We start from the raw sequence: 25638 nt of genomic DNA, 5'->3' as shown, positions 1-25638 counted from the left end.
GGTCAGGAGAAGAGCTCCTGGAGCCGCTGCACGCCCTCGAGGAGGGGTGCGTCGCCGAGCGCGTAGCTGAAGCGCAGGAAGCCGCTCGGACCGAACGCCTCGCCGGGCACTGCCGCGACCTCCGCCTTCTCGAGCATGAGGTCGGCCAGCTCGAGCGACGTGGTGGGCGTCGCGCCGGCCCACTCGCGGCCGAGGAGGCCCGTGACGTCGGGGTAGACGTAGAACGCGCCCTCGGGCACGGGCACCGTCATCCCGTCGATCTTCGACAGCTCGGCGACGATCGTGCGGCGACGCCGGTCGAACGCGCGGCGCATCTCCTCGACGGGTTCCTGGGGCCCGGTGAGGGCCGCGATCGCGGCGCGCTGCGAGATGTTCGACACGTTCGACGTGAGGTGCGACTGCAGGTTCGCGGCGCCCTTCATGACGTCGGCGGGTCCGACCATCCAGCCGAGGCGCCATCCGGTCATCGCGTAGGTCTTCGCGACGCCGTTCACGAGGATCGCCTGCTCGGCGAGCCCCGGGACGGCTTCGACGATCGAGATCGCGCGGGGCGGGGCGGCCTCCGGGTCCTCCGCGTAGGTGAGGTTCTGGTAGATCTCGTCGGTCACGACCCAGATGCCGTGCTCGAGGGCCCACTCGCCGATGGCCTTCACCTGCTCGGGCGGGTACACCGCGCCGGTCGGGTTCGACGGCGACACGAACAGCAGCGCCCGCGTTCGCTCGGTGCGGGCCGCCTCGAGCTGCTCGACCGTGACGAGGTAGCCCTGCTCCGATCCGGCGAAGACGTCGACCTGGCGACCGCCCGCCAGCTTGATCGCCTCGGGATACGTGGTCCAGTACGGCGTGGGCACGAGGACCTCGTCACCGTCGTCGAGCAGCACCTGGAAGGCCTGGTAGACGGCCTGCTTGCCGCCGTTGGTGACCACGACCTGGTTCGCGCCTGCAGCGAGGCCGGAGTCGCGCCGGGTCTTCGCCGCGATCGCCTCGCGCAGGTCGGGCAGGCCCGCCGCCGGCGTGTAGCGGTGGTTCCGCGGGTCGCGCACCGCCTCGAGCGCGGCCTCGACGATGTGCGCGGGCGTCGGGAAGTCGGGCTCGCCCGCGGCATAGGAGATCACGGGCCGCCCCTCGGCCTGGAGGGCCTTGGCCTTGGCGTCGACCTTGAGGGTCGCGGACTCGGCGATGGCGGAGATGCGGGCGGAGAGACGGCGCTGATCGGTCACGATCCCAGCCTACGGCGCGGGCGCTCGCGCGTCAGCGGGCGACCGCCCGCTCGCGGACGCTCGTCCGGACGGATCGTCCGGTGCGCGCCGATCGTCCCGGCGCGAAGCGGGGCGGTCGACGCGCATGCTCCGGGATGGGTCGGGGCGAGAGGGACGCCGCGGCGGTGTTCCCCCGAGCCGCGGCGTCCGGCGCCTGCCCCCACAGGCGCGCTCCCCGAAACCTGCGTGCGCCGCCGGAGCGGCTCACACCCATCACGATACGCCGATCGCCGAGCGGGCGCGCGGGACGTACGTCCCGTGTCCTCGCCCCGCGTCGGCCGTAGCCGGCCCACGGTTTGGCGCACCTTCCCACGTCGCATACACTTGGTGAGGTTGTTGAAGTCAGCCAAGATCAAACGCGCCTTCGAGGCAGGTGAACAGCCCGTCGCGAACGTGGATCGAAGCGGCTTCGACCCGAGGTGATCCGGTGGACCGGGTCCCTAGGGCGGTGGCTCAATTGGTAGAGCAGCGGTCTCCAAAACCGCAGGTTGCAGGTTCGAGTCCTGTCCGCCCTGCGAGTCGGCCGGCGATGGCCGACCCATGAAAGGTGTACGAGGTGGCTCGGAAAGTACTCGACGAACCCAGCGAGGATGTCGTCGCCAACGCCAAGCGCGAGAGCGCGGCGCGGCGCAACCCCTTCGCCCGGATCGCCCTGTTCATCCGACAGGTCATCGGCGAGCTGAGGAAGGTCGTCACGCCGACGCGCAAGGAGCTTGCGAGCTTCACCGCGGTGGTGCTGGTCTTCGTGGCCATCATGATGGCGATCGTCTGGGGGCTCGACCAGGTCTTCGGATGGCTGGTCCTGTACGTCTTCGGAACGCCGGGGGTCTGATCGGGCCGTCGGCCCGACACCTGCCCGCCGGTCACCCGGTGGCACGGCAGAAAGAAGGATTGAGGAAGTGTCGAAGAACGAGCGACAGGACGTCGACTGGGCGACCGCCGCCGAGCAGTCCTCCGAAGAGGACGAGGCGCAGGAGGGCAACTCGCTCGAGCGCGATGAGGATTCGGCGGAGCCGGCCGAGCACCGCGCCGTGCACGTCGTCGACGACGAGGGCAATGACGTCGACCTCGACGCCGTCCTCGACGCGATCGCCGAGGCGACCGATCCCGAGGCCGACGCGGTCGTCGACGACGCCCTCGAGATCGACTCCGCCGACGAGGCCGAGGCGGCGTTCGACGCCGTCACCGAGGAGGACGAGGACCACGACCCGTACGAGGCGTTCCGCAACGAGCTGCGCTTCCTCCCGGGCAAGTGGTACGTCGTGCATTCCTACGCCGGCTTCGAGCGTCGCGTGAAGGCGAACGTCGAGCAGCGCCGCGAGACCATGGCGATGGCCGACTACATCCACCAGGTCGAGGTGCCGATGGAGGATGTCGTCGAGATCAAGAACGGCCAGCGCAAGATGGTCACGCGCGTCCGCGTGCCCGGCTACGTGCTGGTCCGCATGGAGCTCAACGAGGAGAGCTGGTCGGTCATCCGCCACACTCCCGGCGTCACGGGCTTCGTGGGCAATGCCCACAACCCGACGCCCCTCCGCTTCGAGGAGGCCTTCAACATGCTGAAGAGCCTCGTCGACATCAAGGACGTCGCGCCCGCCAAGGGTGCGAAGGGCGCCGCAGCGGGCGGCGCCGCACGCCAGATCCCCGCCGAGGTCGACTTCGAGATCGGCGAGACGATCACCATCAAGGACGGCTCGTTCGCGGGCCTTCCCGGCACGATCAGCGAGATCAAGCCCGAGAGCGGCAAGCTCACGGTCCTCGTCTCGCTCTTCGAGCGCGAGACCCCGGTCGAGCTCAGCTTCGACCAGGTCACCAAGCTCTAGGGGCTCTCAGGGCCCCCGCAGCAACCCTCCGGTATCATCGGAGGGTTGTGCTGCGTCCAGGACACACGCACAACAGGCCACCGCGACCGGAACCGCCGGGATCGCGGGAGAGTGCCCCGCTCGGGGCGTTCGAACAGAAAGAGAGAAATCATGGCACCGAAGAAGAAGGTCACTGGTCTGATCAAGCTTCAGATCAAGGCCGGCGCCGCCAACCCGGCCCCGCCCATCGGCCCGGCCCTGGGTCAGCACGGCGTGAACATCATGGAGTTCTGCAAGGCCTACAACGCGGCCACCGAGGCTCAGCGGGGCAACGTCATCCCCGTCGAGATCACGGTCTACGAGGACCGCTCGTTCACCTTCATCCTGAAGACCCCGCCCGCCGCCGAGCTCATCAAGAAGGCCGCCGGCGTCGCCAAGGGCTCGGGCGTCCCGCACACCACCAAGGTCGGCAAGATCACGCCCGCCCAGGTTCGCGAGATCGCCGAGACGAAGATGGCCGACCTCAACGCCAACGACCTCGACGCCGCGTCGAAGATCATCGCCGGCACCGCCCGCTCGATGGGAATCACGGTCGAATAGGCCTTCCCACGGCTCGCCCCGTCGCTGCGCGCACCGGGCACGGCCGTGACGGATGCCACGCGGCATCCGTGCACCAGAACTCTCATTCGTGGCAGCGCCCGCCAGGCGCGATGACCACACTCTCGCTAGGAGAACCAACATGGCACAGAAGTCCAAGGCCTACCGGGCCGCGGCCGAGAAGATCGAGGCCGGCAAGTACTACACCCCGACCGACGCCGTCGCGCTCGCGAAGGCGACCGGCTCGGCGAAGTTCGACTCGACCGTCGAGGTCGCGCTGAAGCTCGGCGTGGACCCCCGTAAGGCCGACCAGATGGTGCGCGGCACCGTCATCCTCCCGCACGGCACCGGCAAGACCGCCCGCGTCATCGTCTTCGCGACCGGCCCCGCGGCCGAGGCCGCGATCGCCGCGGGCGCCGACGAGGTCGGCGGCGCCGAGCTCATCGAGAAGGTCTCCGGCGGCTACACCGCGTTCGACGCGGCCGTCGCCACCCCCGAGCTCATGGGCCAGGTCGGCCGTCTCGGCAAGGTCCTCGGCCCGCGCGGCCTCATGCCGAACCCCAAGACCGGCACCGTGACCCCGAACCCGGCCAAGGCCGTCGAGGACATCAAGGGCGGAAAGATCGAGTTCCGCGTCGACAAGCACGCGAACGTGCACTTCGTCGTCGGCAAGGCCTCGTTCACGCAGGAGCAGCTGAACGAGAACATCAGCGCTGCGCTCGAGGAGGTCGTGCGCCTCAAGCCGTCGAGCGCCAAGGGCCGCTACATCCAGAAGGGCGCCGTGTCGACCACGTTCGGCCCCGGCATCCCGCTGGACGTCAACGCCATCTGAGTCTCCTGACTCGTCACGAAGGGCTCGCCGGTTCGCCGGCGGGCCCTTCGCCGTTGCGGGGGCGGCGCGCACGGCGGTACGTTCCGCCACGACGGCCGAGGGTTCCGGGGGCAGCCCGGCGGGCCGCCGGGGAGCGGAGATGACCTCGCCGAGCTCGCTGGATGCCGGTCGCGCCGCGGCGGCCGATCGACGTTGGGCTGACGCGGTCGAGTACCTCGGTCGTGCCGACGCGGCCGGTGGGTTCGGGGCATCCGACCTCGAACTGCTCTCGACGGCCGCCCTCCTGCGCGGTGAGCCGCCGCTGGCGGTGGATGTCGCGTCGCGCGCGTGCCGGTGTGCTCACGGACCGTGAGGTCGAGGTGCTCCGGCTCGTCTCGACCGGACTGACGAGCCGCGGGATCGCCGAGCGTCTCTCGCTCAGCGAGAAGACCGTCGCGCGGCACCGCAGCAACATCTTCGGCAAGCCGGGCCTCTCGTCGCGCTCAGCGGCGACGGCGTACGCGTACGAGCACGGGCTCGTCCGACCTGCCGGTCCCTCCGCTTCCCCGGGATCGTCCGCACCGCATCCGGTGCGGTCCGGCGCGGCCGGCCCGCTCCAGTGCATCGTTCTGTCCATGCTCCGACGCACCGGATGGGTGATCCGGCCGACGCGGTGGAGGCCCGCCCGTCCGTACCGTGATGCCGAGGGTCCGGCTCCGAGCCGGATCCGGAGACGGGGGCCATCATGGATGCCGAGGACACGCCTCGTCGGGCAGCAGACCTGGCGAGCGGGCTCGAGGAGCACGACACGGTCGTCGTGGGCGGCGGTCAGGCCGGTCTCACGATCAGTTCCGCACTCGCGGCCCGGGATCGCGATCACGTGGTCCTGGACGCGCACGATCGGGTCGGTCAGGCGTGGCGGCGGCGCTGGGACTCGCTCCGGCTCAACACGCCGGCCAAGTACGACGCGCTGCCGGGAATGGCACTCGGCGACGACCCGTACGCCTTCCCCACGAAGGACCAGTTCGCCGACTACCTCGAGCGGTACGCCGCTGCCCGGGCCCTCCCGGTCGTCGGCGGTGCCCGGGTCGCCGGGCTCGATGCGATCGACGACCGGTACGTCCTGACGACGGCGGACGGTCGGCGATTCGCAGCGTCGAACGTCGTGATCGCGACCGGCGCCCAGCAGGTGCCGCGCGTGCCGACCTTCGCCGGCGGGCTCGCCGCTCGCATCGTGAGCCTGCATTCCGATGCATACCGCAATCCCGGGCAGCTCGCCCAGGGCCGCGTCCTCGTCGTCGGCTTCGGCAACTCGGCGTCGGAGATCGCGCTCGACGTCTCGAGGGCGCGCGAGACCTGGATCTCGGGTCGTCCGAGCGGGGAGCTGCCGTTCCGCCACGGACGTGCCGCTGCACGATTCGGATTCCCGGTCGTCCGCTTCGTCGGCCTGCACATCGCGACGGCCGACCGATCGCTCGGGCGACGCATCCTCGCGCGCGAGCACGGCCGCGCTGAACCGCTCGTCCGGGTGCGCCGCCGCGAACTCGCAGCCGCCGGTGTGCGGATCGTGCCGCGGACCACCGGGATCGAGGGCGGCCGCCCCGTCGTCGACGGGGTCGCCCTGGACGTCGCGAACGTCATCTGGTGCACGGGGTTCGAGGAGGACTACGGCTGGGTCCACCTGCCCGCGTTCGAGGGCGGCGGCCGCCCCCACCACGAGCGCGGCGCCGTCGTCGGTGCGCCGGGCGTGTACCTGCTGGGGATGCACCTGCTGCAGTCGGCGGGCTCGGGGACGCTCATCGGCGTCGGCACCGACGCGCGACGGATCGCGCAGCGCATCGCCGCGACGCCGGTCGCGACGAGCACCGATGCCCATCGCGCGCGGTCGTACGCGAATGAGGGTCGGGGGGCGTGAGGGCCCGTGGCGGCCTTGCCGCCCGGTGGGGTGCGCGGTACCGTTCGCGAAGGGGCGGCTCCCGACGGCCGATCGGTCGCACGTGAGAGCCGCCGGGCCGATGGTCGCATCGACGAGTCTGGAACAGGCGCGCGCCGCATACGCGGAGCGACGATGGAGCGATGCCGTCGACTGGTTCGACCGCACGGAGGGTGGCCGAACCGCGCTCTCAGGAGAGGACCTGGACCGGTTCGCCACGGCGGCCGACCTCGTCGGCCTCAGCGAGCGCGTCATCGAGTTGCGCACGCTCGCGCACGAGGCGCACCTCGCCGCCGGACGCCCCGACCGCGCGGCGTACTCCGCGGTCTGGGTCAGCCTCGAGTGCATGAACACGGGCAATCCCTCGCAGGGGATGGGCTGGCTCGCGCGTGCGACGCGGCTCATCGAGCGCCTCGACGAACCGGGTTCCGCCGCCGGATTCGTACTCGTGCCGCAGGCCTTGGGCTCGCTCTACGCGGGTGAGGCGGGTCGAGCGCTCGAATTGTTCGGCCGGGCGGCCGAGATCGCCGAACGCACGCGGGATCCGGACGTGGCCGCCCTCGCCCTGCTCGGCAGCGGCCAGGCGACCGTCATGGCCGGCGACCCGACGACGGGGGTCCGGATGTTCGACGAGGCCATGGTCTCGGTCACGGCGGGCGAGGTCGGTCCCGTGCCATCCGGGATCGTGTACTGCGCGGTCATCGGATACTGCCACCTGACCTTCGAACTCCGACGCGCGGTGGAGTGGACGCGCGCCCTCGACCGATGGTGCCGCGACCAGCCGTCGCTCGTGGCGTTCAGCGGACAGTGCCAGGCCCACCGCGCCGAGCTGTTCCGCCTGCACGGAGCATGGGCCGACGCGATGACGGCGGCGAAGCTCGCCGAGGAGCGACTGCTCGCGGGCGACGTCGGCGCAGCGTTCGGCGCGCACTACCAGCAGGCCGAGGTGCTGCGTCTGCGGGGAGCGTTCGACGAAGCCGAGGCGCGGTACGCGAAGGCCGCCGAATCGGGATGGGACCCCGAACCCGGGCTGGCCCTGCTCCGCCTGGACGAGGGCCGCGCTGGGCTCGCGCAGAGCCTGATCCGACGCAGCGCGGAGAGCGCCGACGACGCGACGCGTTGCCACATGCTGCCCGCGATCGTGAGCATCGAGGCGGCCGCCGGCGACCTCGATGCCGCGCGCGCCGCAGCGGACGAACTGGCGGCGATGGAGCGGAGGAACGCGTCGGTCATGCTGCGAGCGATCGTCGCCTACGCCGACGGGGAGGTCCGACTCGCCGCCGGCGACCCCGCCGGTGCGTTCACGCGCCTGCGGGCCGCCCGCGAGGCCTGGGTCGAGGTCGGGTCGCCGTACGAGGTCGCGCGGAGCCGCGTGCTCATGGCGCGGGCGCGCCGCGAGCTCGACGAGGACGAGGCCGCGGAGCTCGAGGAGGAACTCGCCGAGGCGGCGTTCGCGGAACTCGGCGCAGAGCCGGCGCTCGCCGCGCTCGTACGGGAACGCGGCGGAGGCGGCCGAGGAGACCATCCGCTGACCGGTCGGGAGGTCGAGGTGCTGCGATTGGTGACGCGGGGGATCACCAACCGCGAGATCGCGTCGGAACTGCACCTCAGCGAGAAGACCGTCGCTCGGCACCTGAGCAACATCTTCACCAAGCTCGACGTCCCGAGCCGGGCCGCGGCGACGGCGTACGCCTTCGAGCACCACCTCGTCTGAGCGCCGGCCGCGGCATGGGTAATACGACCCATCGGTGCCGCGCGCGAGGTTGCGTGCTTCTCCCGACGCGGCGGGAACCGTGCCGCGCGTAGCGTCGCGGACATGGATGTTCCGGTGCTCGCAGGGATGGTCGCAGCCGTCGTGTTCGCGACCGCGAACCTGCCGATGGTGTGGAAGGCCCTCCGCACCCACGACGTGGGCTCGTACAGCCTCGGGAGCATCGCGATGATCAACGGCGCGAACGTCGTGTACTCGGTGTACGTGTTCAGCCTGCCGCTCGGGCCGGTCTGGCTGCTGCACTCGTTCTACCTGGTGGCGTCGGCGATCATGCTCGTGCTCTGCGTGCGGCAGTTCCGACCGCGCAGGCGCGCCGAGGCGCCGGGTGCCCGGGGCGTCCCGAGCAGCCGGCCCTCGGGTGCGGCGATCAGCCTGTGATCGCGCTCAGTGGGTGATCGCGTCGTGGTGCGCGCGCATCGCGGGGCGGATGGCGAGGCCGGCGACGACCACGACGATCGCGCCGCAGATCCACGACATCCACGCGGGCCCGAAGGCCCCCGTCTCCACGTAGCGGCCGACCCACGGCGAGACGATCAGCAGCAGGCCGAGTCCGCCCTGCACGTACTCCATCGCCACCATGCCCGGCCAGGCCAGGTTCACGACGCCGGAGACGACGAGCAGTGCGCCGAGCACCACCATCATCGAGACCGATGCCCCCATCGGAGTGAGGAACATCGTCGACAGTGCGACTGCCAGACCGGCGGCGATCGCCACCCAGTCTTCCCATCGCGTCCACTTCTTCATAGAAACCAACCTCCTTCAGGTGGCGGCTCCCATATCTGGGTGTCACCTCGACGGTATTCCCGACCGACCGTCCGGTCAATGGACCGAAGTCCCACCTCGACCGACCCATCCCGCGAGTGGCCCGGAGCCCCGGGGCGGCGTACGCTCGACGCGTGGTCGCGGCGAGCCGCCTCGGCCGCCGGCAGGCCGTCGGATGTCACCTCAGCACGCAGCATCGGAACCGACCCTCCTCGTGGTCGGGGGCCGGTGGGGAGGGCGACGCCTCGCGGTCCCGCCCGGCACGACCGTCGTCGGACGCGACCCGTCGTGCGGGATCGTCCTCGACGTCGAGGGGGTGAGCCGTCAGCACGCTCGGCTCGTGCGCGCCGGCGACACCGTCACCATCGAGGACGCGGGTTCCACCAACGGCACGTCGGTCAACGGCGCGAGCGCCGGTCGGCCGCTGGAGCTCCATCACGGCGACCTCGTCGGGCTCGGCTCGCTCGAGCTGTCGTACCTCGGACCCCGGGAGCGGCCCATCCCGCGCGTCGCACCGCGCCGCGGTACGGTGCGGATCGGGCGTGCGGTCGTCGTCGGCGGGCTCGTGACCCTGATGCTCCTCGGGGTCGGCGTGGTGGTGCAGGTCACCACCGGCCTGGGCGGGATCGCGCCGTGGATCGCCGCACCGCTCACCGGGATGGCGGCCGCGCTCGCGCAGCTCGCCAAGGACGCGCTGCGTCGGGTGCCCGACCCGCCGCCGACCTCGGTCGTCGGGGGTGTGCCGGGCGCCGTGGTCACGCCACGCGGCGGCGCCTCGCCGTCGGATCCGGCACCCGCCGCATCGGCCGCGACCGCGCCGATGGGCTTCGAGGTCCCCAGGCGCAGCCGCGGCCTCCCGGTCTTCGTCGCTGCGATCGTCACGGTGCTCGTGCTCGGCGTCGGGGGAGCCGCGCTCGCGTTCGGCGTCGCGACCCTGAGCGGGACGTTCACCGGCGACCAGCCCGCTCAGTCGACCGCGCCGTGACGTCCCACGGCCGAGCGGCGACGGGCGACGTCGGGCCGCGGCATCCGCTCGTCGTCGTCAGCTCAGGACACGGAAGCCGCGCTCGCCGGTGGGCGCGAGGTCGGCGGTGCTGAGCGAGGTGACGTCGGCGCCGGGCGGACCCTCGTCGAGCCAGGCCAGCATGGCGGCGACGGATGCCTCCTCGCCCTCGATCTCGGCCTCGACCGCGCCGTCGTTGCGATTGCGGATCCATCCCGAGATCCCGAGGCGCTGCGCCTCGACGCGCGCGCTGAACCGGAAGCCGACCGCCTGGACGCGGCCGTGGACGATGACGCGCTGCCGGATCATGCGACCCCCCTGCGACGAGGGTAGACCGGGTGCGCGCCGGCCGCGCGGATGCCGCGCCCGAGCCGCCCGCGTACGATGACGGCCATGGGGGAGGTCACCGAGTACGTCGCCGGGCTGCACGAGCCGGCGCGATCGACCATCGAGGGCGTGTACTTCATCGCGCGCGAGGTGGTGCCCGACGCCGAGGAGGGGCGCAGCTACGGCATGCCCGCCCTGCGCCATGCGGGCAAGCCGCTTCTCGCGGTCATGGAGGCGAAGGCGCACATCGGGTTCTATCCGTTCAGCCCCGCGGTCATCGATGCGGCCCACGACGTGCTGGAGGGGTTCGAACGCAGCAAGGGAACCGTCCGCTTCACCCCGGAGCATCCGCTGCCGGAGGAGGCCGTGCGCCGCCTCGTGAGCCTGCGCCGCGACGAGATCGACGCGGCATCCGGCCGCCGCCGCGCGTGAGCGCCGACGACCGGTCGCGACTGCTCGGCGCCGCGGTCGACCGCGTCCTCGCGGACACCCTTCGCGACGTCGCCGCCCGCGTGGCCGAGGGCACGGTCGCCGACTACATCCCCGAGCTCGCCGACGCCGATCGCGACGCGTTCGGCGTCACCATCGCGAGCGTGCTCGGCCGGACCTACGGCGCCGGCGACGCCGACGCCGCATTCACCATCCAGTCGGCGTCGAAGCCGTTCGTGTACGCCTTCGCGTGCGAGGAGGTCGGCGCGGACGCGGTGCACGAGCACATCGGCGTGGAGCCGAGCGGCGAGCCGTTCAACGCGATCAGCCTCGACGAGCGCGGTCGGCCCGAGAACCCGTTCATCAACGCCGGCGCGATCGTCACGACGTCGCTCGTGCCCGCGGACGACGCGGACGAGCGGTTCCGGCGCATCCGCGACGCGCTCTCGCGCTTCGCGGGGCGGGAGCTCGACGTCGACGACGACGTGTACCGGTCGGAGGCGGAGACCGGGCACCGGAACCGCGCCCTGGCGGGACTCGCGCTCGCCGCCGGCTCGCTCGCGACCGACGACGTGGACGCCGCGACCGACCCGTACTTCCGGCAGTGCGCGCTGCGCGTCACCACGGCCGACCTCGCCCTGATGGGGGCCACGCTCGCGAACGGCGGCGTGCACCCCATCACGCGCGAGCGCGTGGTCGGAGCGCGTGCGGCACGCGACACGCTCTCGGTGATGGCCACCTGCGGGATGTACGACCGGTCGGGCGCGTGGGCGTTCCGCGTCGGCATGCCCGCGAAGTCGGGGGTCGGCGGCGGCATCGTCGCCGTGCGGCCGGGCGAGTTCGGCGTGGGCGTCTACTCGCCGCCCCTCGACGAGGCGGGCAACAGCGCCCGCGGGGTCGCGATGCTCGAGGCGCTCGCCGACCGGTTCGGGCTGCACATGTTCGACCACGTCGTCGAACCGGTCTCGCCGGTCGCGGAGGTCGACGTCGACGCCGAGGCCGGGACCGTCACGTTCGACCTGCGCGGCGAGCTCGACTTCGTCGCGGCGGAGCAGATCGTGCACGACGTCGGTCGGGTCCTCGAGCACACCGGTGCCCGGATCGTCCGGCTCGACTTCGGGGACGTCACCGCGGTCGCGGGGATCGCGGAGCAGTTGCTCGGCGCGACCGCCGCCGCGGCGGAGGCGGCGGGCGTCGAGGTGCACCCGGTCGGCGCGCCGGGCGACGTGCTCGAGCAGTTCGGCGTCGACGACCGGAACTGACCACGCGACGACGGCGAAGCGCCCCGAGGCAAGATGCCCCGGGGCGCTTCGTGGTCCGTGACGGCCGACCGCGCGCCGTTCCGGACCGGAACCGAGTCGCCCCTCTCGACCCGGAGGCCGATCAGGCGACGGGCTCGCCCGCTGCGGCGGTGTCGGTCCGGACCGTGGCGGCGCCGTGGGCCCGAAGCCGCTCGGCGACGTCGATCGCGTCGCCGGCCGGTGCGTCCGAGAGGCGATCGGGGCGGGCGAGGAACAGGTAGAGCAGACCCGTGCCGAGGACGATGCCGAGGCCGATGAGCACGATCCAGTCCGTGACCGGGTCGCCGGAGGTGCCGGGCGTCGCGAGCAGGATCATCGCGAACACGCCGTAGGCGAGCGCGACGATGTTCACGACGAGGCCCCAGCGGCCGAGCGAGAACGGCCCGGCGGGCTTCCAGCCGCGGAGCCGCTGGCGGAGCGCGGCGAGCACGACCATCTGGAACGCGACGTAGATGCCCAGCACGGCGAACGCGGTGACCGGGTAGAGCAGGTCGGCGTTCAGCCAGACGAGCACCGCGATGATCGCGGGCACCGTGCAGGCGACGATGAGCGCGTTCGCGGGGACCTTGCTGCCCTCGGTGACCTTCGACAGCCAACGGTGGCCGGGGAGCATGCCGTCGCGCGCGAACGAGAACAGCAGGCGGCTCGCGGCGGCCTGGAGGCTCAGCACGCACGAGAGGAACGCCGTGATCGCCACGACGAGGAAGATCTTCGCGCCCACCGGGCCGAGGGTCGACTCGAGGATGGCCGGGATGGGGTCCGCGTCCTCGCCGGCGACGATGGCCTGCAGGTCGGGTGCGGCGAGCACGTAGCCGCCGAACGAGAAGAGCGCCGAGACGCCGCCCACGAGGATCGTCAGGATCATCGCGCGCGGGATGCGCCGGGCCGGGTTCTCGACCTCCTCGGCGACGTCGCCGCACGCCTCGAAGCCGTAGAAGAGGAACAGGCCGGCGAGCGCCGCGCCGACGAACGCGGCGAGGTAGGTGCCGTCGCCCTCGACGCCCATGGTGTCGAAGAACACCGAGAACTCCTGCTTGCGCTGGAAGATCAGCAGGTAGAGGCCGAGGCCGATGACGCCGATGAGCTCGGCGGCGAGGCCGATGCGCGCGATGCGCGCGAGCCACTTCGTGCCCGAGAGGTTGATGAGCAGCGCGACGAGCAGGAGCCCGAGGGTGATCCACAGCGTCGTGTCGGCCGTGTGCTCGAGGCCGAACAGGCTGGCTGCGAAGCCCGAGCCGTACTCGGCGACCGCGGTGATCGTGACGATCATGGCCCAGATGTAGACCCACGCGGCCATCCAGGCGTAGCGGCGGCCCCACAGGCGTCGCGCCCAGGGGTAGATGCCGCCGTGGATCGGGTACTGGGAGACGACCTCGCCGAAGACGAGCGACACGAGGAGCTGGCCGGCGCCGACGATGACGATCCACCAGATCGACGGCGGCCCGCCGACGGTGAGCGCGAGCGCGAACAGCGAGTAGACGCCGACGAGCGGCGAGAGGTAGGTGAAGCCGAGGGCGAAGTTCGCCCAGAGGCTCATGGAGCGGTTGAACGAGTCCTGGTAGCCGAGGACCTCGAGGTGCTGCGCGTCGCCGAGTTCGGCTCGCTTCGCGGGTTCGGACATCTCTGCCTTTCGTGATCATCATCGATCGCGCCAGTCCCACCCCTGGACGCTGGTGTGGCGCCATGCTGCCATACCTTCGGCTCTATATCTATAGAACCGGATGATTTTCTCGAAGCGGATGTCTCGGGACCGCGCACCACGCACGAGCCCCCGGTCACGGGGACCGGGGGCTCGCGGGATCGGGTGTCAGCCGAGGACTCGGCGTCAGCCGATGCGGATCATCTTCTTGTTGACGAACTCGTCGGCGCCGAAGCGGCCGAGCTCACGGCCCGAACCGGAGCGCTTCACGCCGCCGAAGGGCAGCTCGGCGCCGTCGGCGAGCACGAGGTTCACGAAGACCATGCCGGCCTCGATCGCGTCGGCGACGCGCATCGCCTGCTCCTGGTCGGTCGTGTAGACGTACGAGCCCAGGCCGAACGGGATGTCGTTCGCGAGGCGCACGGCCTCCGCCTCGTCGGCGGCGCGGTAGACCTGCGCGACCGGGCCGAAGAACTCCTCCTTCGAGGCGGGGTTGTCGCTCGAGACATCCGTCAGCACCGTGGTCTGGAAGAACGCGCCCTCGCGCGAACCGCCGTGCACGAGCGTCGCGCCGTGCTCGACTGCGCGCTTGACCTGCTCGTCGAGGCCCTCAGCGGCCTTGAGCGACGACAGCGGGCCGAGCGCCGAGTCCGACGAGGTCGGGTCGGTCGCCTCGACCTCGGCGATCTTCGCGGTGAACTTCTCGAGGAAGGGCTCGTAGAGCTCGTCGATGACGATGAAGCGCTTGGCCGCGTTGCACGACTGGCCGTTGTTGTCGAGGCGCGCGTCGACCGCGTTCTGCACGGTCGCGTCGAGGTCGTCGGTCGAGAGCAGGATGAAGGGGTCGGAGCCGCCGAGCTCGAGCACGACCTTCTTCAGGTGCTTGCCCGCGAGCTCCGCGACCGCGGCGCCGGCACGCTCGGAGCCGGTGAGCGAGACGCCCTGCACACGCGGGTCGGCGATGACGGTCGCGATCTGGTCGTGCGACGCGTAGACATTGACGTAGACGCCCTCGGGGGCGCCGGCGTCGCGGAAGATCTGCTCGATCGCGGCGGCCGACTCGGGGCACTGCTCCGCGTGCTTCAGGATGATCGTGTTGCCGATGATCACGTTCGGGCCCGCGAAGCGCGCGACCTGGTAGTACGGGAAGTTCCACGGCATGACGCCGAGGAGCGGGCCGAGCGAGCTGCGGCGGATGATCGCCGAACCCTCGCCGTCGAGCAGCGCGACGGGCTCGTCCTTCAGGAACTCGGCGGAGTGGTCGGCGTAGTACTCGTAGATGGCGCCGGCGAAGTCGGCCTCGGCGAGCGCCTGCTCGATGGGCTTGCCCATCTCGCGCACGATGATCTCGGCGAGTTCCTGGCGGCGCTCGACGTGCAGTTCGCCGACACGGCGGATGAGCGCGGCGCGCTCCTCGACGGTCGTCGTCTTCGACCAGGTCGCGTGCGCATCGGCCGCCGAGGCGATGGCCGCCTCGAGCTCCGCGTCGGTGATGGTCGGGAACGTCTTGACCGTCTCGCCCGTGGCGGGATTGGTCACGGCATAGCTCATGGGGTTCTCCTTCTCGGGTGCACACGCGCCAGAGCCCGTCTGCCGCGGTGCATACGCTCGTCCGTCAAAGATATAACAACGGATGATTTATTTCGAGGCGGATGCCGCGGGCCGGACGAGCACCCGGAACGGCGTGCCCGCGCACGGTTCCCCGTTCGCCCACGTCCCCGCCAGCTGGCCGACCTGCAGGGTGGGCTCGGTCGAGAGGACGACGCGGCCGTCGGCGTTCACGAGTGCGAGCGGCTCGGGCACGTCGAGGAAGGCGGCGAGGAGCTCCTGCTCGAGGCGGCGGACCGCGACATCCGCTCCCACCACGCCGACCATCCGCGCGTCGTCGTCGCCGCTCGTGCGGGCGTGCACGGGCATCGTCAGCGTCAGGATGTAGTCGCACGTGCAGAGGTGGTCGACGTACGGGCCGGTCACGTGCGCGTGCCGCGTCGTCGCCGGGATCGCGTACCACTCCAGCGCCCGGAAGTCGCGCAGGTACTCGGTGTAGCCGCGCGTGGTGAGGTCGAGTCGCGTCGGTTCGGTCGTCGAACCGAGCACCGGGTTCGCGTCGAGCGGGCCGAGCCACCAGGCGAAGTGCACGTCGCGGCCGCGCACGATCTCGCCGTCGGCGATGAAGCCCGCGCCGACGAGCAGCGGGTCGTCCTCGACGATGCGCGGCATCACGAGGTCGGCGACCGCGGTGTCGAGGTCGGCCGGTCGCACCTCGGGCGAGGCGGCGATGACCTGCTCGATGGGCGCACGCCACGCGGCGAGCTGGTCGAAGACCCCGGTGAAGAGCCCGGCGACGGTCGCCGCGACCTCACGCGCTGATCGGCTCATCGAGGCTCCCTCCCCGTTCGACCCGGGCTTTCGCGGCGAGGAGCTGCTCGGAGAGCACGCGCACGAGGGCCGAGGCCGCGTCGCGCGCCTTCGCCGGTCGCCCCGCCGTCACGGACCGCACGATCGCGCGGTCGCACGCGACGACCTCGGCGCGCGCCGCGTCGTCGTCGAGTCCGAGCAGGAGGAGCGGCCCGAACTCGGCCTGGAGTCGGATCTGCTCGCGGACCAGACGGGCCGACTGGCTGAGCACGGCGACCTCGAGGAAGAAGCCGCCCTGGTTGGTGCGGGCGGATGCCGCGGTGCCGAAGTCGGCGGCGGCGAGCCACGCCCCGAGACGTGCGCCGTCGCCCTCGGCCGCGCGTTCCGCGGCCCGCTCGGCGGCACCCGCGAGGATCGCGCCGAAGTAGACGGCCATGTCGCTGAGCTCGACCTGCGCGAGCCCGCGCAGGCGGGTGGTGAGGAGTGAACGGTGACCGCCCACGTCCTCCACGACGAAGCTGCCGCCGTCGCGGCCGCGCCGGGTCTCGACGAGGCCGGCCTCGCGGAGGATGCCGAGCCCCTCGCGCACGGTGATCAGCGCCACGCCGAAGCGGCGGGCGAGCTCGGGTTCGCTGGGCAGGCGCTCGCCGGGGTGCAGGACGCCCAGGACGATGCCGTCGGTGAGGCGCTGCGCGACCTGCTCGGCGCGGCCCTGGTCGGCGAGCTGGGCGAACACGGCCTCGCGCGCTCCAGGACCCACCCTCGCTTCCATGCGACTCAGGCTAGCCGAGCCCGAGAGGGCCGACTGGCGCCGCGCCGCAAAATCATTCAATATAGGAAGAATTCCATCGCGGCCGACGACGGCCGCCTCCAGCGAGGGCGGATGCCATGCACGAGCGAACCACCGGGCCGCTCGCCGGCGTGCGCGTCGCCGACTTCTCGCGGGTGCTCGCCGGCCCCTACGCGACCATGATGCTCGCCGACTTCGGCGCCGACGTCATCAAGATCGAGCCGCCCGCCGGCGATGACACCAGGCACTGGACCCCGCCCGTCGATGCGACCGGCCGCGCCACGTACTTCGGCGGCGTGAACCGCAACAAGCGCTCGATCGCGCTCGACCTGACGGATGCCGCGGGTCTCGCCGAGGCGCGCCGGCTCGCGGCATCCGCCGACGTGGTGATCGAGAACTTCCGGCCGGGCGTCATGGCGCGGTTCGGACTGGCGTACGACGACGTGCGATCGCTGAATCCGGCCGCCGTCTACTGCTCGATCACGGGCTTCGGCACGGGCGAGGGCGCCGCGCTCGCCGGATACGACCTGCTCGTGCAGGCCGTCGGCGGCCTCATGAGCATCACGGGCGATCCCGACGGCGAGCCGTCGAAGGTCGGTGTCGCGCTCGTCGACGTGCTGACCGGGCAGAACGCCGTCGCCGGGATCCTCCTCGCCCTTCGCGAACGCGATCGCACCGGGGCCGGATGCCTCGTCGAGGTGAACCTCCTGCAGAGCCTGCTCTCGGCGCTCACCAACCAGGCGTCGTCGACGCTCGCGACGGGCACCCCGCCACGCCGGCTCGGCAACCAGCACCCGAGCATCGCGCCCTACGCCGTGTTCCGCGCGGCCGACCGCGAACTCGTCATCGCGGTCGGCAACGACCGGCAGTTCCGCGCGCTGGCCGGCGTGCTCGGACTGCACGACCTCGCCGACGACGCCCGCTTCCTCACCAACGCCGACCGGGTGGCGCATCGCGACGAGCTTCGGGCGATGCTCGAGCAGGCGCTCGCCGGGGCATCCGCCGCGCACTGGATCGACGCGCTCGCCGCCGCGGGCGTGCCCGCGGGGCTCGTGAACGACGTCGCCGAGGCGATCGCCTTCGCCGAGGCGCTCGGCCTCGACCCCGTCGCCGAGACGCGCGAGGCCGACGCCGCGGGGCCGGCGCACCGCTCCGTCGCCGACCCGATCCGACTCTCCGTCGGCGGGGCCGTGTACCGCACCGCTCCGCCGGGGCTCGACGCCCATCGCGGCGCGGACTGGCTTCCACGCGACTGAGCGCGAGCCGCCGCCGACCGCACCGACCGCCCCGACCGGGCCCCAGGACCACACGAAAGGACCGACATGACCGCCACCGAGACCGAGGCGACCGTGACCGCACCCCGCATCGACGCGGTGTTCGACGTCGACGCGCTCCTCACCGAAGAGGAGCTCGCCTGGCGCGACCGTGCGCGCCGGTTCGCGCAGGAGCGCATCGCGCCCATCATCGAGCAGGACTTCGAGGACAAGGTCTTCCGCCGCGAGCTCGTGCGGGAGGCGGGCGAGCTCGGCTTCCTCGGCATGCACCTCACCGGCTACGGATGCGCCGGCGCCGGCGCGGTCGCCTACGGCCTCGTGTGCCTCGAGCTCGAGGCGGCCGACTCGGGCTGGCGCACCTTCGTGTCGGTGCAGGGCTCGCTCGCGATGAGCGCGATCCACAAGTACGGCTCGGAGGAGCAGAAGCAGCGGTGGCTGCCCGGCATGGCCGCCGGCGAGCTGATCGGATGCTTCGCGCTCACCGAGCCGCAGGGCGGCAGCGACCCGGCGGCGATGACGACCACCGCGCGCCGGGAGGGCGAGGAGTGGGTGCTCGACGGCGTGAAGCGCTGGATCGGGCTCGCCTCGCTCGCCGACGTGGCCGTCGTCTGGGCGAAGGTCGACGACCCGTCGGGCGATGACCACGGCGTCGTGCGCGGGTTCCTCGTGCCGACCACGACGGCGGGCTTCACGGCGACGCCGATCGACGGCAAGCTGTCGATGCGTGCGTCGGTGCAGTGCGACGTGACGTTCGAGGGCGTCCGACTGCCTGCCGACGCGATGCTGCCGGGCGCTCGCGGGCTCTCGGGCCCGTTCGGATGCCTCAACGAGGCGCGCTACGGCATCGTCTGGGGGGCGATGGGAGCGGCCCGTTCGTGCCTGGAGTCGGCGCTCGGCCGCTCGATCACGCGCGAGGTGTTCGGCAGGCCGATCGGCGCGAACCAGCTGATCCAGGCCAAGCTGGCCGACATGCTCGTCGAGGTCGAGAAGGGCATCCTGCTCGCGCTGCACCTCGGCCGCCTCAAGGAGCGCGGAGCCCTGACGCCCGCGCAGATCTCGGTCGGCAAGCTCAACTCGGTGCGGGAGGCGCTGCGCATCGCGCACGAGGCGCGCGCGATCCTCGCGGGCGACGGCATCACCAACGAGTTCCCGGTCATGCGCCACGCGGCGAACCTCGAGTCCGTCCGCACGTACGAGGGCACCGACGAGGTGCACCAGCTCGTCATCGGCCGCGCGCTCACGGGCCTCAGCGCCTTCTGAGGCGCGGCGCGGGCCCCGCCCGGGCCACGAGGGTAGGGTCCGGGGCGGGCACCGCGCGAGGGCGCCCGTCGACGAGGGTATGCCGAACGATGGTTCGCAGGCGGCGTTGGCGTCGTTCGGCATCCTCTCGTGGCACGTGCGCGCGAGCGCACGGGCGATTGTGGGGAACCGACGAGCGGCGAGCGGATGCCGCGGCCGCGCGCCACACTGGACCGATGCGCATGACCCCTCGACGACTGGCCATCGGCATGAGCCTCTGGGCTCCGAACCTGTTCAGCGGCATCCGGGTACGGCGCTTCGCGCCGGACTGGACGAGCGCCGAGGTCGCGCTGCACGTCAACGCCTTCACACGGAACTACGTGAAGACGGCGTTCGGCGGCTCGATGTCGGCGATGACCGACCCGTACTTCTTCATGCTCGTCCGCCACCAGCTCGGCGGCGAATTCGTCGTTTGGGACACGCGCGGCGAGATCGAGTTCGTGAAGCCGGGTCGGGGCGTGCTCACCGCCCGGTTCGAGGTGCCGCGCGAACGCGCCGAGGACCTGCGCCGGCGCGCGCACGGCGGTGCGAAGGTCCTCGAGTGGTTCGAGACCGACATCGTCGACGCCGACGGCGACGTGGTCGCGCGGGTCCGGCGCGAGGTGTACGTGCGCGAGAAGCGTCGGGTCACCGACGCCCGCGCGACCTGAGTGCGGCGCGCGGCTGCGCGGCCCGTGCCGCGTTTCCGCCCGCGATGCCGGGACCGCTGGGGGGCAGGTACCGCGTGGCCGGACGCCGCGAGGCCGGCACCCTGGGCGGGTGCCGGCCTCGCTCGGCTCGGCGCGGGGGGCGCCGGACCGGTCAGCTGTTGATGCCAGGGATGACGAGCCAGTGGTTCACGAGCACCAGCCAGATCGCGACGAGCACGAGGGCGATGATCGTGAGGGTCATGCCGAGGCGTCCGCGCATGACGAGCGCGACGACGAGCACGACGAGCGTCGCGACGCCGAGCACCAGCGATCCGAAGGGGATGCCGGGCAGGAACAGCGACAGCACGAAGAGTCCGGCGACGATGATCTCGATGATGCCGATCACCGTCGAGCCGCCGCGTGCGCGCAGGCGCCAGATGCCGTCGACGATCGCGAGGACGCCGCCGACGAGGGCGATGAGGAGGAGCCAGGAGAGCGTGATCATTCGGGTTCCTTCGTTCTGCGGGGGCAGTGCGACGAGGGGATCCGCCCCTCGACCGCGCCAGCCTAGCCACGTGGAAATCGCCGCCGCCGCCCATTGCGCAGCGGGCGCCCGAACGTGTATGCCCGCGCGCGCATGTGCGTGCCCCCCACCCCGGGAGCCGCCGGGTTCCGACCCGGATCGGGGTCGGATCGGGGCGGATCGGAAATGAAATCCGGGGTCATCGGGTTTCACCACGTGGCCCCGGCCGTGCTGGACTCGTCCGCACCCGCCCGGGGCCCACTGCCGTCTCCGGCAGCCGGCACGATCCCGCCGGGCACTTCCACGTCACGATCGGAGCACCACGTATGACCCGCACTCGCACCCGCACCCTGCTCGGCCTCGCCGCCGCATCCGCCGCCGTCCTCGCGCTCGCCGCGTGCTCGACGAGCGACGGCGCATCGGGCGGGGCGGATGCCGCGGGCGACGAGTACGGCCTCGTGCAGGCCGGAACGCTCACGGTGGCGACCGAGGGCACCTACCGTCCGTTCAGCTACCACGAGGACGGCTCGGGCGACCTCGTCGGCTACGACGTCGAGGTGGCCGAGGCCGTCGCCGACAAGCTCGGCCTCGAGATCTCCTTCCAGGAGACGCAGTGGGACGCGATCTTCGCGGGCCTCGACGCGGGCCGCTTCGACGTGATCGCGAACCAGGTCTCGATCACGCCCGAGCGTGAGGAGCAGTACCTGTTCAGCACGCCGTACACGATCTCGCGCGGCGTCGTCGTCGTGAACGAGGGCGACACGTCGATCTCGTCGTTCGACGACCTCGCGGGCAGGACCACCGCGCAGTCGCTCACGAGCAACTGGTACGAGCTCGCGACCGAGTCGGGCGCGCAGGTCGAGGCCGTCGAGGGCTGGGCGCAGGCCGTGGCACTCCTCCAGCAGGGCCGGGTCGACGCGACGATCAACGACCAGCTGACCTTCCTCGACTACGTGAACACGACGCCCGACGCGGGCGTCGAGGTCGCCGCCGAGACCGACGAGACCTCGGAGAGCGCGTTCGCGCTGACGCAGGACAAGGACGCGCTCGTCGCCGCGATCGACGAGGCGCTCGCCGAGCTCGCCGCCGACGGCACGCTCGCCGAGATCGGCGAGAAGTACTTCGGCACCGACGTCACCGAGTAGCCTGTCGCCGTCCCAGGAAGGCGGTGACCCGTGAACGAGGGCCTGCAACTGTTCCTCGAGTCGTTCTGGCCGATCGTGTGGGGCGGGATCACGGGCACCATCCCGCTCGCCCTCGCATCGTTCGCGATCGGACTCGTGCTCGCGCTCGCCGTGGCGCTCATGCGGCTGTCGAAGAACCGCGTGGTGTCGGGCATCGCCCGGTTCTACATCTCGGTGATCCGCGGCACGCCGCTGCTCGTGCAGCTCTTCGTGATCTTCTACGGCCTGCCCGCCGTCGGGCTCGTGATCGACCCGTGGCCGAGCGCCATCATCGCGTTCTCCCTGAACGTCGGCGGGTACGCCGCCGAGGTGATCCGCGCCGCGATCCTGTCGGTCCCGAAGGGGCAGTGGGAGGCGGCGTACACGATCGGGATGTCGCCCGCGACGACGCTCCGCCGAGTCATCCTGCCGCAGGCCGCGCGCGTGTCGGTGCCGCCGCTGTCGAACACGTTCATCTCGCTCGTGAAGGACACGTCGCTCGCGTCGCTGATCCTCGTGACGGAGCTGTTCCGCGTCGCCCAGCAGATCGCGGCGTTCAGCCAGGAGTTCATGCTGCTCTACCTCGAGGCGGCGCTGATCTACTGGCTGTTCTGCCTCGCGCTCTCGGGCGGGCAGACGCGACTCGAGAGGAGGCTGGACCGCAATGTCGCCCACTGACGCTCCCGTCCCGCCCGCAGGCGGCGACGCGCTCCCGTCCACCGGAGATGAGGCGACGGATGCCCCGGTGCTGCTGTCGGCACGCGGCATCCGCAAGTCGTTCGGGTCGAACGAGGTGCTGCGCGGCATCGACTTCACGGTGCGGCGCGGCGAGGTCGTGACGCTCATCGGCCCGAGCGGGTCGGGCAAGACGACCGTGCTGCGCTCGCTCAACGGGCTCGAGGCGCCGGATGCCGGCACGATCGAGTTCGAGGGCGGGCCCGCCATCGACTTCGCCCGCCCTCCGGCCAAGGCCGACCGCTTCGCGATGCGAGACCGGTCGGCGATGGTCTTCCAGCACCACAACCTGTTCCCGCACATGACGGTGCTCGAGAACGTCGTGGAGGGACCGATCCGCGTGCAGCGGGTGCCCAAGGCACAGGCGCTCGCCGAGGCATCCGCCCTGCTCGAACGCGTCGGCCTGTCCGAGAAGCGCGACCAGTACCCGCACCAGCTCTCGGGTGGGCAGCAGCAGCGCGTCGGCATCGTCCGCGCGCTCGCGCTGAAGCCCGACCTGCTGCTCTTCGACGAGCCCACGAGCGCGCTCGACCCCGAGCTCGTCGGCGAGGTGCTGCACGTCATCAAGGAACTCGCGGACGAGGGCTGGACCATGGTCGTCGTGACGCACGAGCTGCAGTTCGCGAAGCAGGCCGCCGACGAGGTGCTCTTCATGGACGGGGGCGTCATCGTCGAGCGCGGTGCGCCGACGGACATCTTCACGAATCCTCGGGAGGAGCGCACGCGCCGGTTCCTCGACCGGATCCTGCGGCCGCTCGACTGAGGAGCGGGCGCCCTCGGCGTATCCCCGACGGGCGTGGAGGCGGGGCGACTACCGTGATGGCATGTCCGCGCGCGTCCTCGGCTCCGGTTCGGGGTCGGGGAGCGCCACGGCGCGTGTCGCAGCCGCCCGCGAACCCGGCCCCGAGGCCGAGGCCGAGGCGCCCCCGGCCGAGGCCGCCGTGCTCGCGGTCGACCCGGCGGCCCTCGCGCGGGCGACGAGGTCGCGGCGCGCGCTCGGCGCCTTCCGCCTCGCGATCGCCGTGGTCGAGATCGTCGCCCTGATCGGCAACTACCAGTACGTGCTCGAGTTCCCGCTGTTCGCATCGGTGAACTTCTTCAGCTACTTCACGATCCAGTCGGCGATGCTCGCCGTCGTCGTGCTGCTGGTCGCGGCGGTGTTCGCGCTCACGCAGCATCGCGACCCGCCGATGCTCGCCGCGTTCCGGACGGTCGTGACCGTCTACCTGCTCGTCTCGGGCATCGTCTTCGGGCTCATCGCCGTGCAGGCGTCGACACGCGACTACCGGCTCGAGGTGCCCTGGTCCGACACGCTCCTGCACTTCGTCGTGCCCGCGCTCGCCCTCGTCGCGTGGACGGTCGACGCCGTCATCGCGGTGAATCCGCCTGTGCCCTGGGCGACGATCGGCCTGGTACTGGTGTTCCCGGCCGGATGGCTCGTGTACACGCTCATCCGCGGCGCCGACATCGGGTGGTACCCGTACTTCTTCCTCGATGCCGGGCAGGTCGGCGGCTACCTCGGCGTGGCGGTCTACTGCGTCCTCGTCCTGCTCATCTTCGTCGGCCTGACCTCGGTGCTCGTCGGCGTGCACCGGCGGCTCGCGCGGCGCGGGGAGCGACGGCGGGCCGCCCGCTAGCGCGGAGCGAACGGCTCGAGCGACGCGAGCACCGCGTCGAGCGCGGCGTCGTCGTCGAGCTCTGCGATGCGCCGTGCGTGCTCGGCGGCCAGGATGCCGAGGAGGATCGGGCGCCGCGGATCCACCCCCACGTCGAGCCAGGCGGCGACCGTCGGGGTCGCGCCGACGAGCGTGAAGACGTTCGCGTCGCCGGCTGCGCCGTCGGTCGAGGCCCCGCCGTTGGCATCCGCGCGCCAGAAGGGCTCGTCGAACGCCAGCCACACGACGTCGGAGGCGCCCATGCCGAGCACGCTGATCGCACGCTGGTGCAGCAGCGGGAGGGGCGGGTCGAAGGCGATGGTGTCGGTCTTCAGCACGCCGACCGACGCCGTCACGATCACGCGGTGCATGCGGAGCGACTCGCCCGTGTCGAGGCGGAGGCCGACGCCGTCGTCGCCGACGGAGATCGTCGTGACGACGCTCGAGCCGGCGATCGCGAGGCCGTCGGCCAGGCGGTCGATCAGCGCGCTCCAGCCGCTCACCACGCGCGACGTCGGGCGCCACACCATGTCGGGGTCGAACCGCTCGGCGGAGACCCGGGTCGGCGCGGCGCCCGTCGTCGGCTCGACTCCGGTCGAGATCGCGTTCACGAGCCAATCGCGCGGGCTGAGGCCGTCGGCGCCCGGCTCGCCGGAGATGGGGACCGCGCCCGATCGGATGAGCGCGTTCGTGAGCGACACGTCGGCCGAGTTGCCCGCGGCCCATTCCTGCGCGGTCGCGATCGCCTCCCACCCGTCGGGCGAGGGCTCGGCGACGACGCCGTCGGGCGTCCGGACCTGGACCACCGGCGTGAACGGGCGCGTCGCGACCCCCGCCTCGGCGAGCACCGGCCGGAGCTCGGCGCCGTCGGAGGCGAAGACGCTGCCGAGGACCACCGGGCCGCCGAACGCGTCGTCCTCGACGGTGCGGAGCCGGCCGCCGAGCGTCGTGCCCGCCTCGACCACCACGACATCGAGTCCGGCGTCGGCGAGCGTGCGCGCGGCGGCGAGCCCGGCGATGCCGGCTCCGATGACCGCGATGCGGTCGCCCTCGTCTGCGAGGTCGGCGATCGTGCGCGCCGCGCGGACGCCCTCGGCGTAGGCGCCGTGGACGGTGCCGGGCGCGTCGGACGAGGTGCCCTCGCCCGCGATGACGAGCCGGTCGGCGATCGGGTCGGCGAGCGCCGCACGCAGCTCGGGTGTCGAGCCGACGGCGTCGAAGCTGAACGCGCCGCGCGTGAACGGGTCGCGGCTCCACCGCGAGCGCAGGAACGCCTCGGGGGTGGGAACGCCGCCCGCGCTCGGGGTGGGCCCCGGCGTGCGCGTCGGGGTCGGCGTCGGCGCCGGGTCGCCGTCGGTGCACGCGGCGAGCGTGACGGCGAGGCCGCCGAGCGTCGCCGCGAGGAACGCGCGCCGTGGCATCCCCCCGGCGGGTCCGCGTGCGTCCATGTGCCTCAGGCTAGCCGCTCGGGCTCGCACGGCCCGGCACGCCGGCGGGGGGGGGGGGCGCCCCCGGGGGGGGGGGGCCCCCCCCGGCGGCCGCGGGCGGCCGCCGGGGCGGCGGGCGCCGGGCGGGGCG

Annotated in this window: 27 protein-coding genes, 1 tRNA gene and 1 pseudogene; 20 read left to right on the top strand and 9 right to left on the bottom strand. The window is 72.1% G+C overall.

All coding sequences use genetic code 11. The features are described 5' to 3' along the window. Positions 1–2: 2 nt before the first annotated feature. Entirely contained in the window at positions 3–1220 is a 1218-nt protein-coding gene (locus ACSJD1_RS07380) for a pyridoxal phosphate-dependent aminotransferase (protein ID WP_438854675.1), read from the bottom strand. A gap of 481 nt (positions 1221–1701) precedes the next feature. Here ACSJD1_RS07380 and ACSJD1_RS07375 point away from each other — a divergent pair. From ACSJD1_RS07375 to ACSJD1_RS07330, 10 genes and pseudogenes are all read left to right on the top strand, one after another. After that, a tRNA-Trp gene (locus tag ACSJD1_RS07375) sits at positions 1702–1774 on the top strand. A 41-nt stretch (positions 1775–1815) separates the two neighbouring features. Further along, positions 1816–2091, top strand: coding sequence for a preprotein translocase subunit SecE (secE, locus tag ACSJD1_RS07370; protein WP_438854674.1), 276 nt, complete (start codon positions 1816–1818; stop codon positions 2089–2091). Between the two features lie 67 nt (positions 2092–2158). Further along, on the top strand, positions 2159–3082 hold the full coding sequence (gene nusG / locus ACSJD1_RS07365; protein WP_438854673.1) for a transcription termination/antitermination protein NusG: 924 nt from the start codon (positions 2159–2161) through the stop codon (positions 3080–3082). Positions 3083–3232: 150 nt separating this feature from the next. Next, positions 3233–3661 carry a 50S ribosomal protein L11 gene (gene rplK, locus ACSJD1_RS07360; protein ID WP_154345526.1) on the top strand — a complete coding sequence of 143 codons (429 nt, stop codon included), beginning with the start codon at positions 3233–3235 and terminating at the stop codon, positions 3659–3661. 139 nt (positions 3662–3800) lie between these two features. Beyond that, complete coding sequence (gene rplA, locus ACSJD1_RS07355) at positions 3801–4490, top strand: 50S ribosomal protein L1 (protein ID WP_438854672.1); 690 nt, start codon at positions 3801–3803, stop codon at positions 4488–4490. A gap of 139 nt (positions 4491–4629) precedes the next feature. Continuing rightward, positions 4630–4842: a hypothetical protein gene (locus ACSJD1_RS07350; RefSeq protein WP_438854671.1), complete on the top strand. Its 213-nt coding sequence runs from the start codon at positions 4630–4632 to the stop codon at positions 4840–4842. Further along, positions 4802–4933: pseudogene (locus ACSJD1_RS07345) on the top strand (LuxR C-terminal-related transcriptional regulator); the annotation flags it as partial. The gene ACSJD1_RS07350 and the pseudogene ACSJD1_RS07345, both read left to right, overlap by 41 nt. Positions 4934–5214: 281 nt before the next feature. Beyond that, positions 5215–6384, top strand: a complete 1170-nt coding sequence (locus ACSJD1_RS07340; protein WP_438854670.1) for a flavin-containing monooxygenase — start codon at positions 5215–5217, stop codon at positions 6382–6384. 100 nt (positions 6385–6484) lie between these two features. Then, complete coding sequence (locus tag ACSJD1_RS07335; protein WP_438854669.1) at positions 6485–8116, top strand: LuxR C-terminal-related transcriptional regulator; 1632 nt, start codon at positions 6485–6487, stop codon at positions 8114–8116. 102 nt (positions 8117–8218) lie between these two features. Beyond that, entirely contained in the window at positions 8219–8551 is a 333-nt protein-coding gene (locus ACSJD1_RS07330; protein WP_438854668.1) for a hypothetical protein, read from the top strand. Positions 8552–8557: 6 nt separating this feature from the next. On the opposite strand, the gene ACSJD1_RS07325 is transcribed toward ACSJD1_RS07330, so the two are convergent. Next, positions 8558–8917: an SPW repeat domain-containing protein gene (locus ACSJD1_RS07325; protein WP_438854667.1), complete on the bottom strand. Its 360-nt coding sequence runs from the start codon at positions 8915–8917 to the stop codon at positions 8558–8560. Positions 8918–9110: 193 nt separating this feature from the next. Here ACSJD1_RS07325 and ACSJD1_RS07320 point away from each other — a divergent pair, with 193 nt between their 5' ends. Then, a complete protein-coding gene (locus ACSJD1_RS07320; RefSeq protein WP_438854666.1) occupies positions 9111–9920 on the top strand; it encodes an FHA domain-containing protein in 810 nt (269 codons plus the stop codon). A 57-nt stretch (positions 9921–9977) separates the two neighbouring features. On the opposite strand, the gene ACSJD1_RS07315 is transcribed toward ACSJD1_RS07320, so the two are convergent. Beyond that, the gene (locus tag ACSJD1_RS07315; RefSeq protein WP_438854665.1) at positions 9978–10247 is read right to left on the bottom strand and encodes an acylphosphatase; all 270 of its coding nucleotides are present in this window, start codon (positions 10245–10247) and stop codon (positions 9978–9980) included. Between the two features lie 84 nt (positions 10248–10331). On the opposite strand from ACSJD1_RS07315, the gene ACSJD1_RS07310 reads away from it, so the two are divergent. Both ACSJD1_RS07310 and glsA read left to right on the top strand, forming a co-directional pair. Then, positions 10332–10697 carry an iron chaperone gene (locus ACSJD1_RS07310; RefSeq protein WP_438854664.1) on the top strand — a complete coding sequence of 122 codons (366 nt, stop codon included), beginning with the start codon at positions 10332–10334 and terminating at the stop codon, positions 10695–10697. Continuing rightward, complete coding sequence (glsA, locus tag ACSJD1_RS07305) at positions 10694–11956, top strand: glutaminase A (RefSeq protein WP_438854663.1); 1263 nt, start codon at positions 10694–10696, stop codon at positions 11954–11956. Before ACSJD1_RS07310 ends, glsA begins: the two co-directional genes overlap by 4 nt. Before the next feature lie 121 nt (positions 11957–12077). Here glsA and ACSJD1_RS07300 read toward each other — a convergent pair whose 3' ends face one another. The 4 genes from ACSJD1_RS07300 to ACSJD1_RS07285 form a co-directional block, all read right to left on the bottom strand. Beyond that, positions 12078–13616 (bottom strand): APC family permease, encoded by a 1539-nt coding sequence (locus ACSJD1_RS07300; RefSeq protein ID WP_438854662.1) that lies wholly within the window; start codon positions 13614–13616, stop codon positions 12078–12080. Positions 13617–13820: 204 nt separating this feature from the next. Next, positions 13821–15185, bottom strand: coding sequence for an NAD-dependent succinate-semialdehyde dehydrogenase (locus ACSJD1_RS07295; RefSeq protein WP_438854661.1), 1365 nt, complete (start codon positions 15183–15185; stop codon positions 13821–13823). A gap of 87 nt (positions 15186–15272) precedes the next feature. Continuing rightward, complete coding sequence (locus ACSJD1_RS07290) at positions 15273–16013, bottom strand: PDC sensor domain-containing protein (RefSeq protein WP_438854660.1); 741 nt, start codon at positions 16011–16013, stop codon at positions 15273–15275. Then, positions 15994–16764 carry a GntR family transcriptional regulator gene (locus tag ACSJD1_RS07285; protein WP_438854659.1) on the bottom strand — a complete coding sequence of 257 codons (771 nt, stop codon included), beginning with the start codon at positions 16762–16764 and terminating at the stop codon, positions 15994–15996. The genes ACSJD1_RS07290 and ACSJD1_RS07285 overlap by 20 nt, the downstream gene beginning before the upstream one ends. Positions 16765–16880: 116 nt before the next feature. On the opposite strand from ACSJD1_RS07285, the gene ACSJD1_RS07280 reads away from it, so the two are divergent. From ACSJD1_RS07280 to ACSJD1_RS07270, 3 genes are all read left to right on the top strand, one after another. Next, on the top strand, positions 16881–18038 hold the full coding sequence (locus ACSJD1_RS07280; protein WP_438854658.1) for a CaiB/BaiF CoA transferase family protein: 1158 nt from the start codon (positions 16881–16883) through the stop codon (positions 18036–18038). A 66-nt stretch (positions 18039–18104) separates the two neighbouring features. Beyond that, positions 18105–19316, top strand: a complete 1212-nt coding sequence (locus ACSJD1_RS07275) for an acyl-CoA dehydrogenase family protein (protein WP_438854657.1) — start codon at positions 18105–18107, stop codon at positions 19314–19316. A gap of 215 nt (positions 19317–19531) precedes the next feature. Then, positions 19532–20005 carry a PaaI family thioesterase gene (locus ACSJD1_RS07270; protein ID WP_438854656.1) on the top strand — a complete coding sequence of 158 codons (474 nt, stop codon included), beginning with the start codon at positions 19532–19534 and terminating at the stop codon, positions 20003–20005. A 151-nt stretch (positions 20006–20156) separates the two neighbouring features. Here ACSJD1_RS07270 and ACSJD1_RS07265 read toward each other — a convergent pair whose 3' ends face one another. Continuing rightward, positions 20157–20489 (bottom strand): hypothetical protein, encoded by a 333-nt coding sequence (locus tag ACSJD1_RS07265; protein WP_438854655.1) that lies wholly within the window; start codon positions 20487–20489, stop codon positions 20157–20159. A gap of 344 nt (positions 20490–20833) precedes the next feature. Between ACSJD1_RS07265 and ACSJD1_RS07260 the strand changes: the two genes are divergently transcribed. The 4 genes from ACSJD1_RS07260 (at position 20834) to ACSJD1_RS07245 (ending at position 24042) form a co-directional block, all read left to right on the top strand. Next, positions 20834–21652 carry an amino acid ABC transporter substrate-binding protein gene (locus ACSJD1_RS07260; RefSeq protein WP_438854654.1) on the top strand — a complete coding sequence of 273 codons (819 nt, stop codon included), beginning with the start codon at positions 20834–20836 and terminating at the stop codon, positions 21650–21652. A 30-nt stretch (positions 21653–21682) separates the two neighbouring features. Beyond that, entirely contained in the window at positions 21683–22348 is a 666-nt protein-coding gene (locus ACSJD1_RS07255; RefSeq protein WP_438854653.1) for an amino acid ABC transporter permease, read from the top strand. After that, positions 22335–23168: an amino acid ABC transporter ATP-binding protein gene (locus ACSJD1_RS07250; protein WP_438854652.1), complete on the top strand. Its 834-nt coding sequence runs from the start codon at positions 22335–22337 to the stop codon at positions 23166–23168. Before ACSJD1_RS07255 ends, ACSJD1_RS07250 begins: the two co-directional genes overlap by 14 nt. Positions 23169–23229: 61 nt before the next feature. Further along, positions 23230–24042: a Pr6Pr family membrane protein gene (locus tag ACSJD1_RS07245; RefSeq protein WP_438854651.1), complete on the top strand. Its 813-nt coding sequence runs from the start codon at positions 23230–23232 to the stop codon at positions 24040–24042. On the opposite strand, the gene ACSJD1_RS07240 is transcribed toward ACSJD1_RS07245, so the two are convergent. Then, on the bottom strand, positions 24039–25508 hold the full coding sequence (locus tag ACSJD1_RS07240; protein WP_438854650.1) for a flavin monoamine oxidase family protein: 1470 nt from the start codon (positions 25506–25508) through the stop codon (positions 24039–24041). The genes ACSJD1_RS07245 and ACSJD1_RS07240 overlap by 4 nt on opposite strands. Between the last annotated feature and the right edge of the window lie 130 nt (positions 25509–25638).

The organism is Agromyces excoecariae (genome assembly GCF_051715505.1).
GTDB lineage: Bacteria > Actinomycetota > Actinomycetes > Actinomycetales > Microbacteriaceae > Agromyces.
This window is presented reverse-complemented; position numbering and strand designations above follow the sequence as displayed.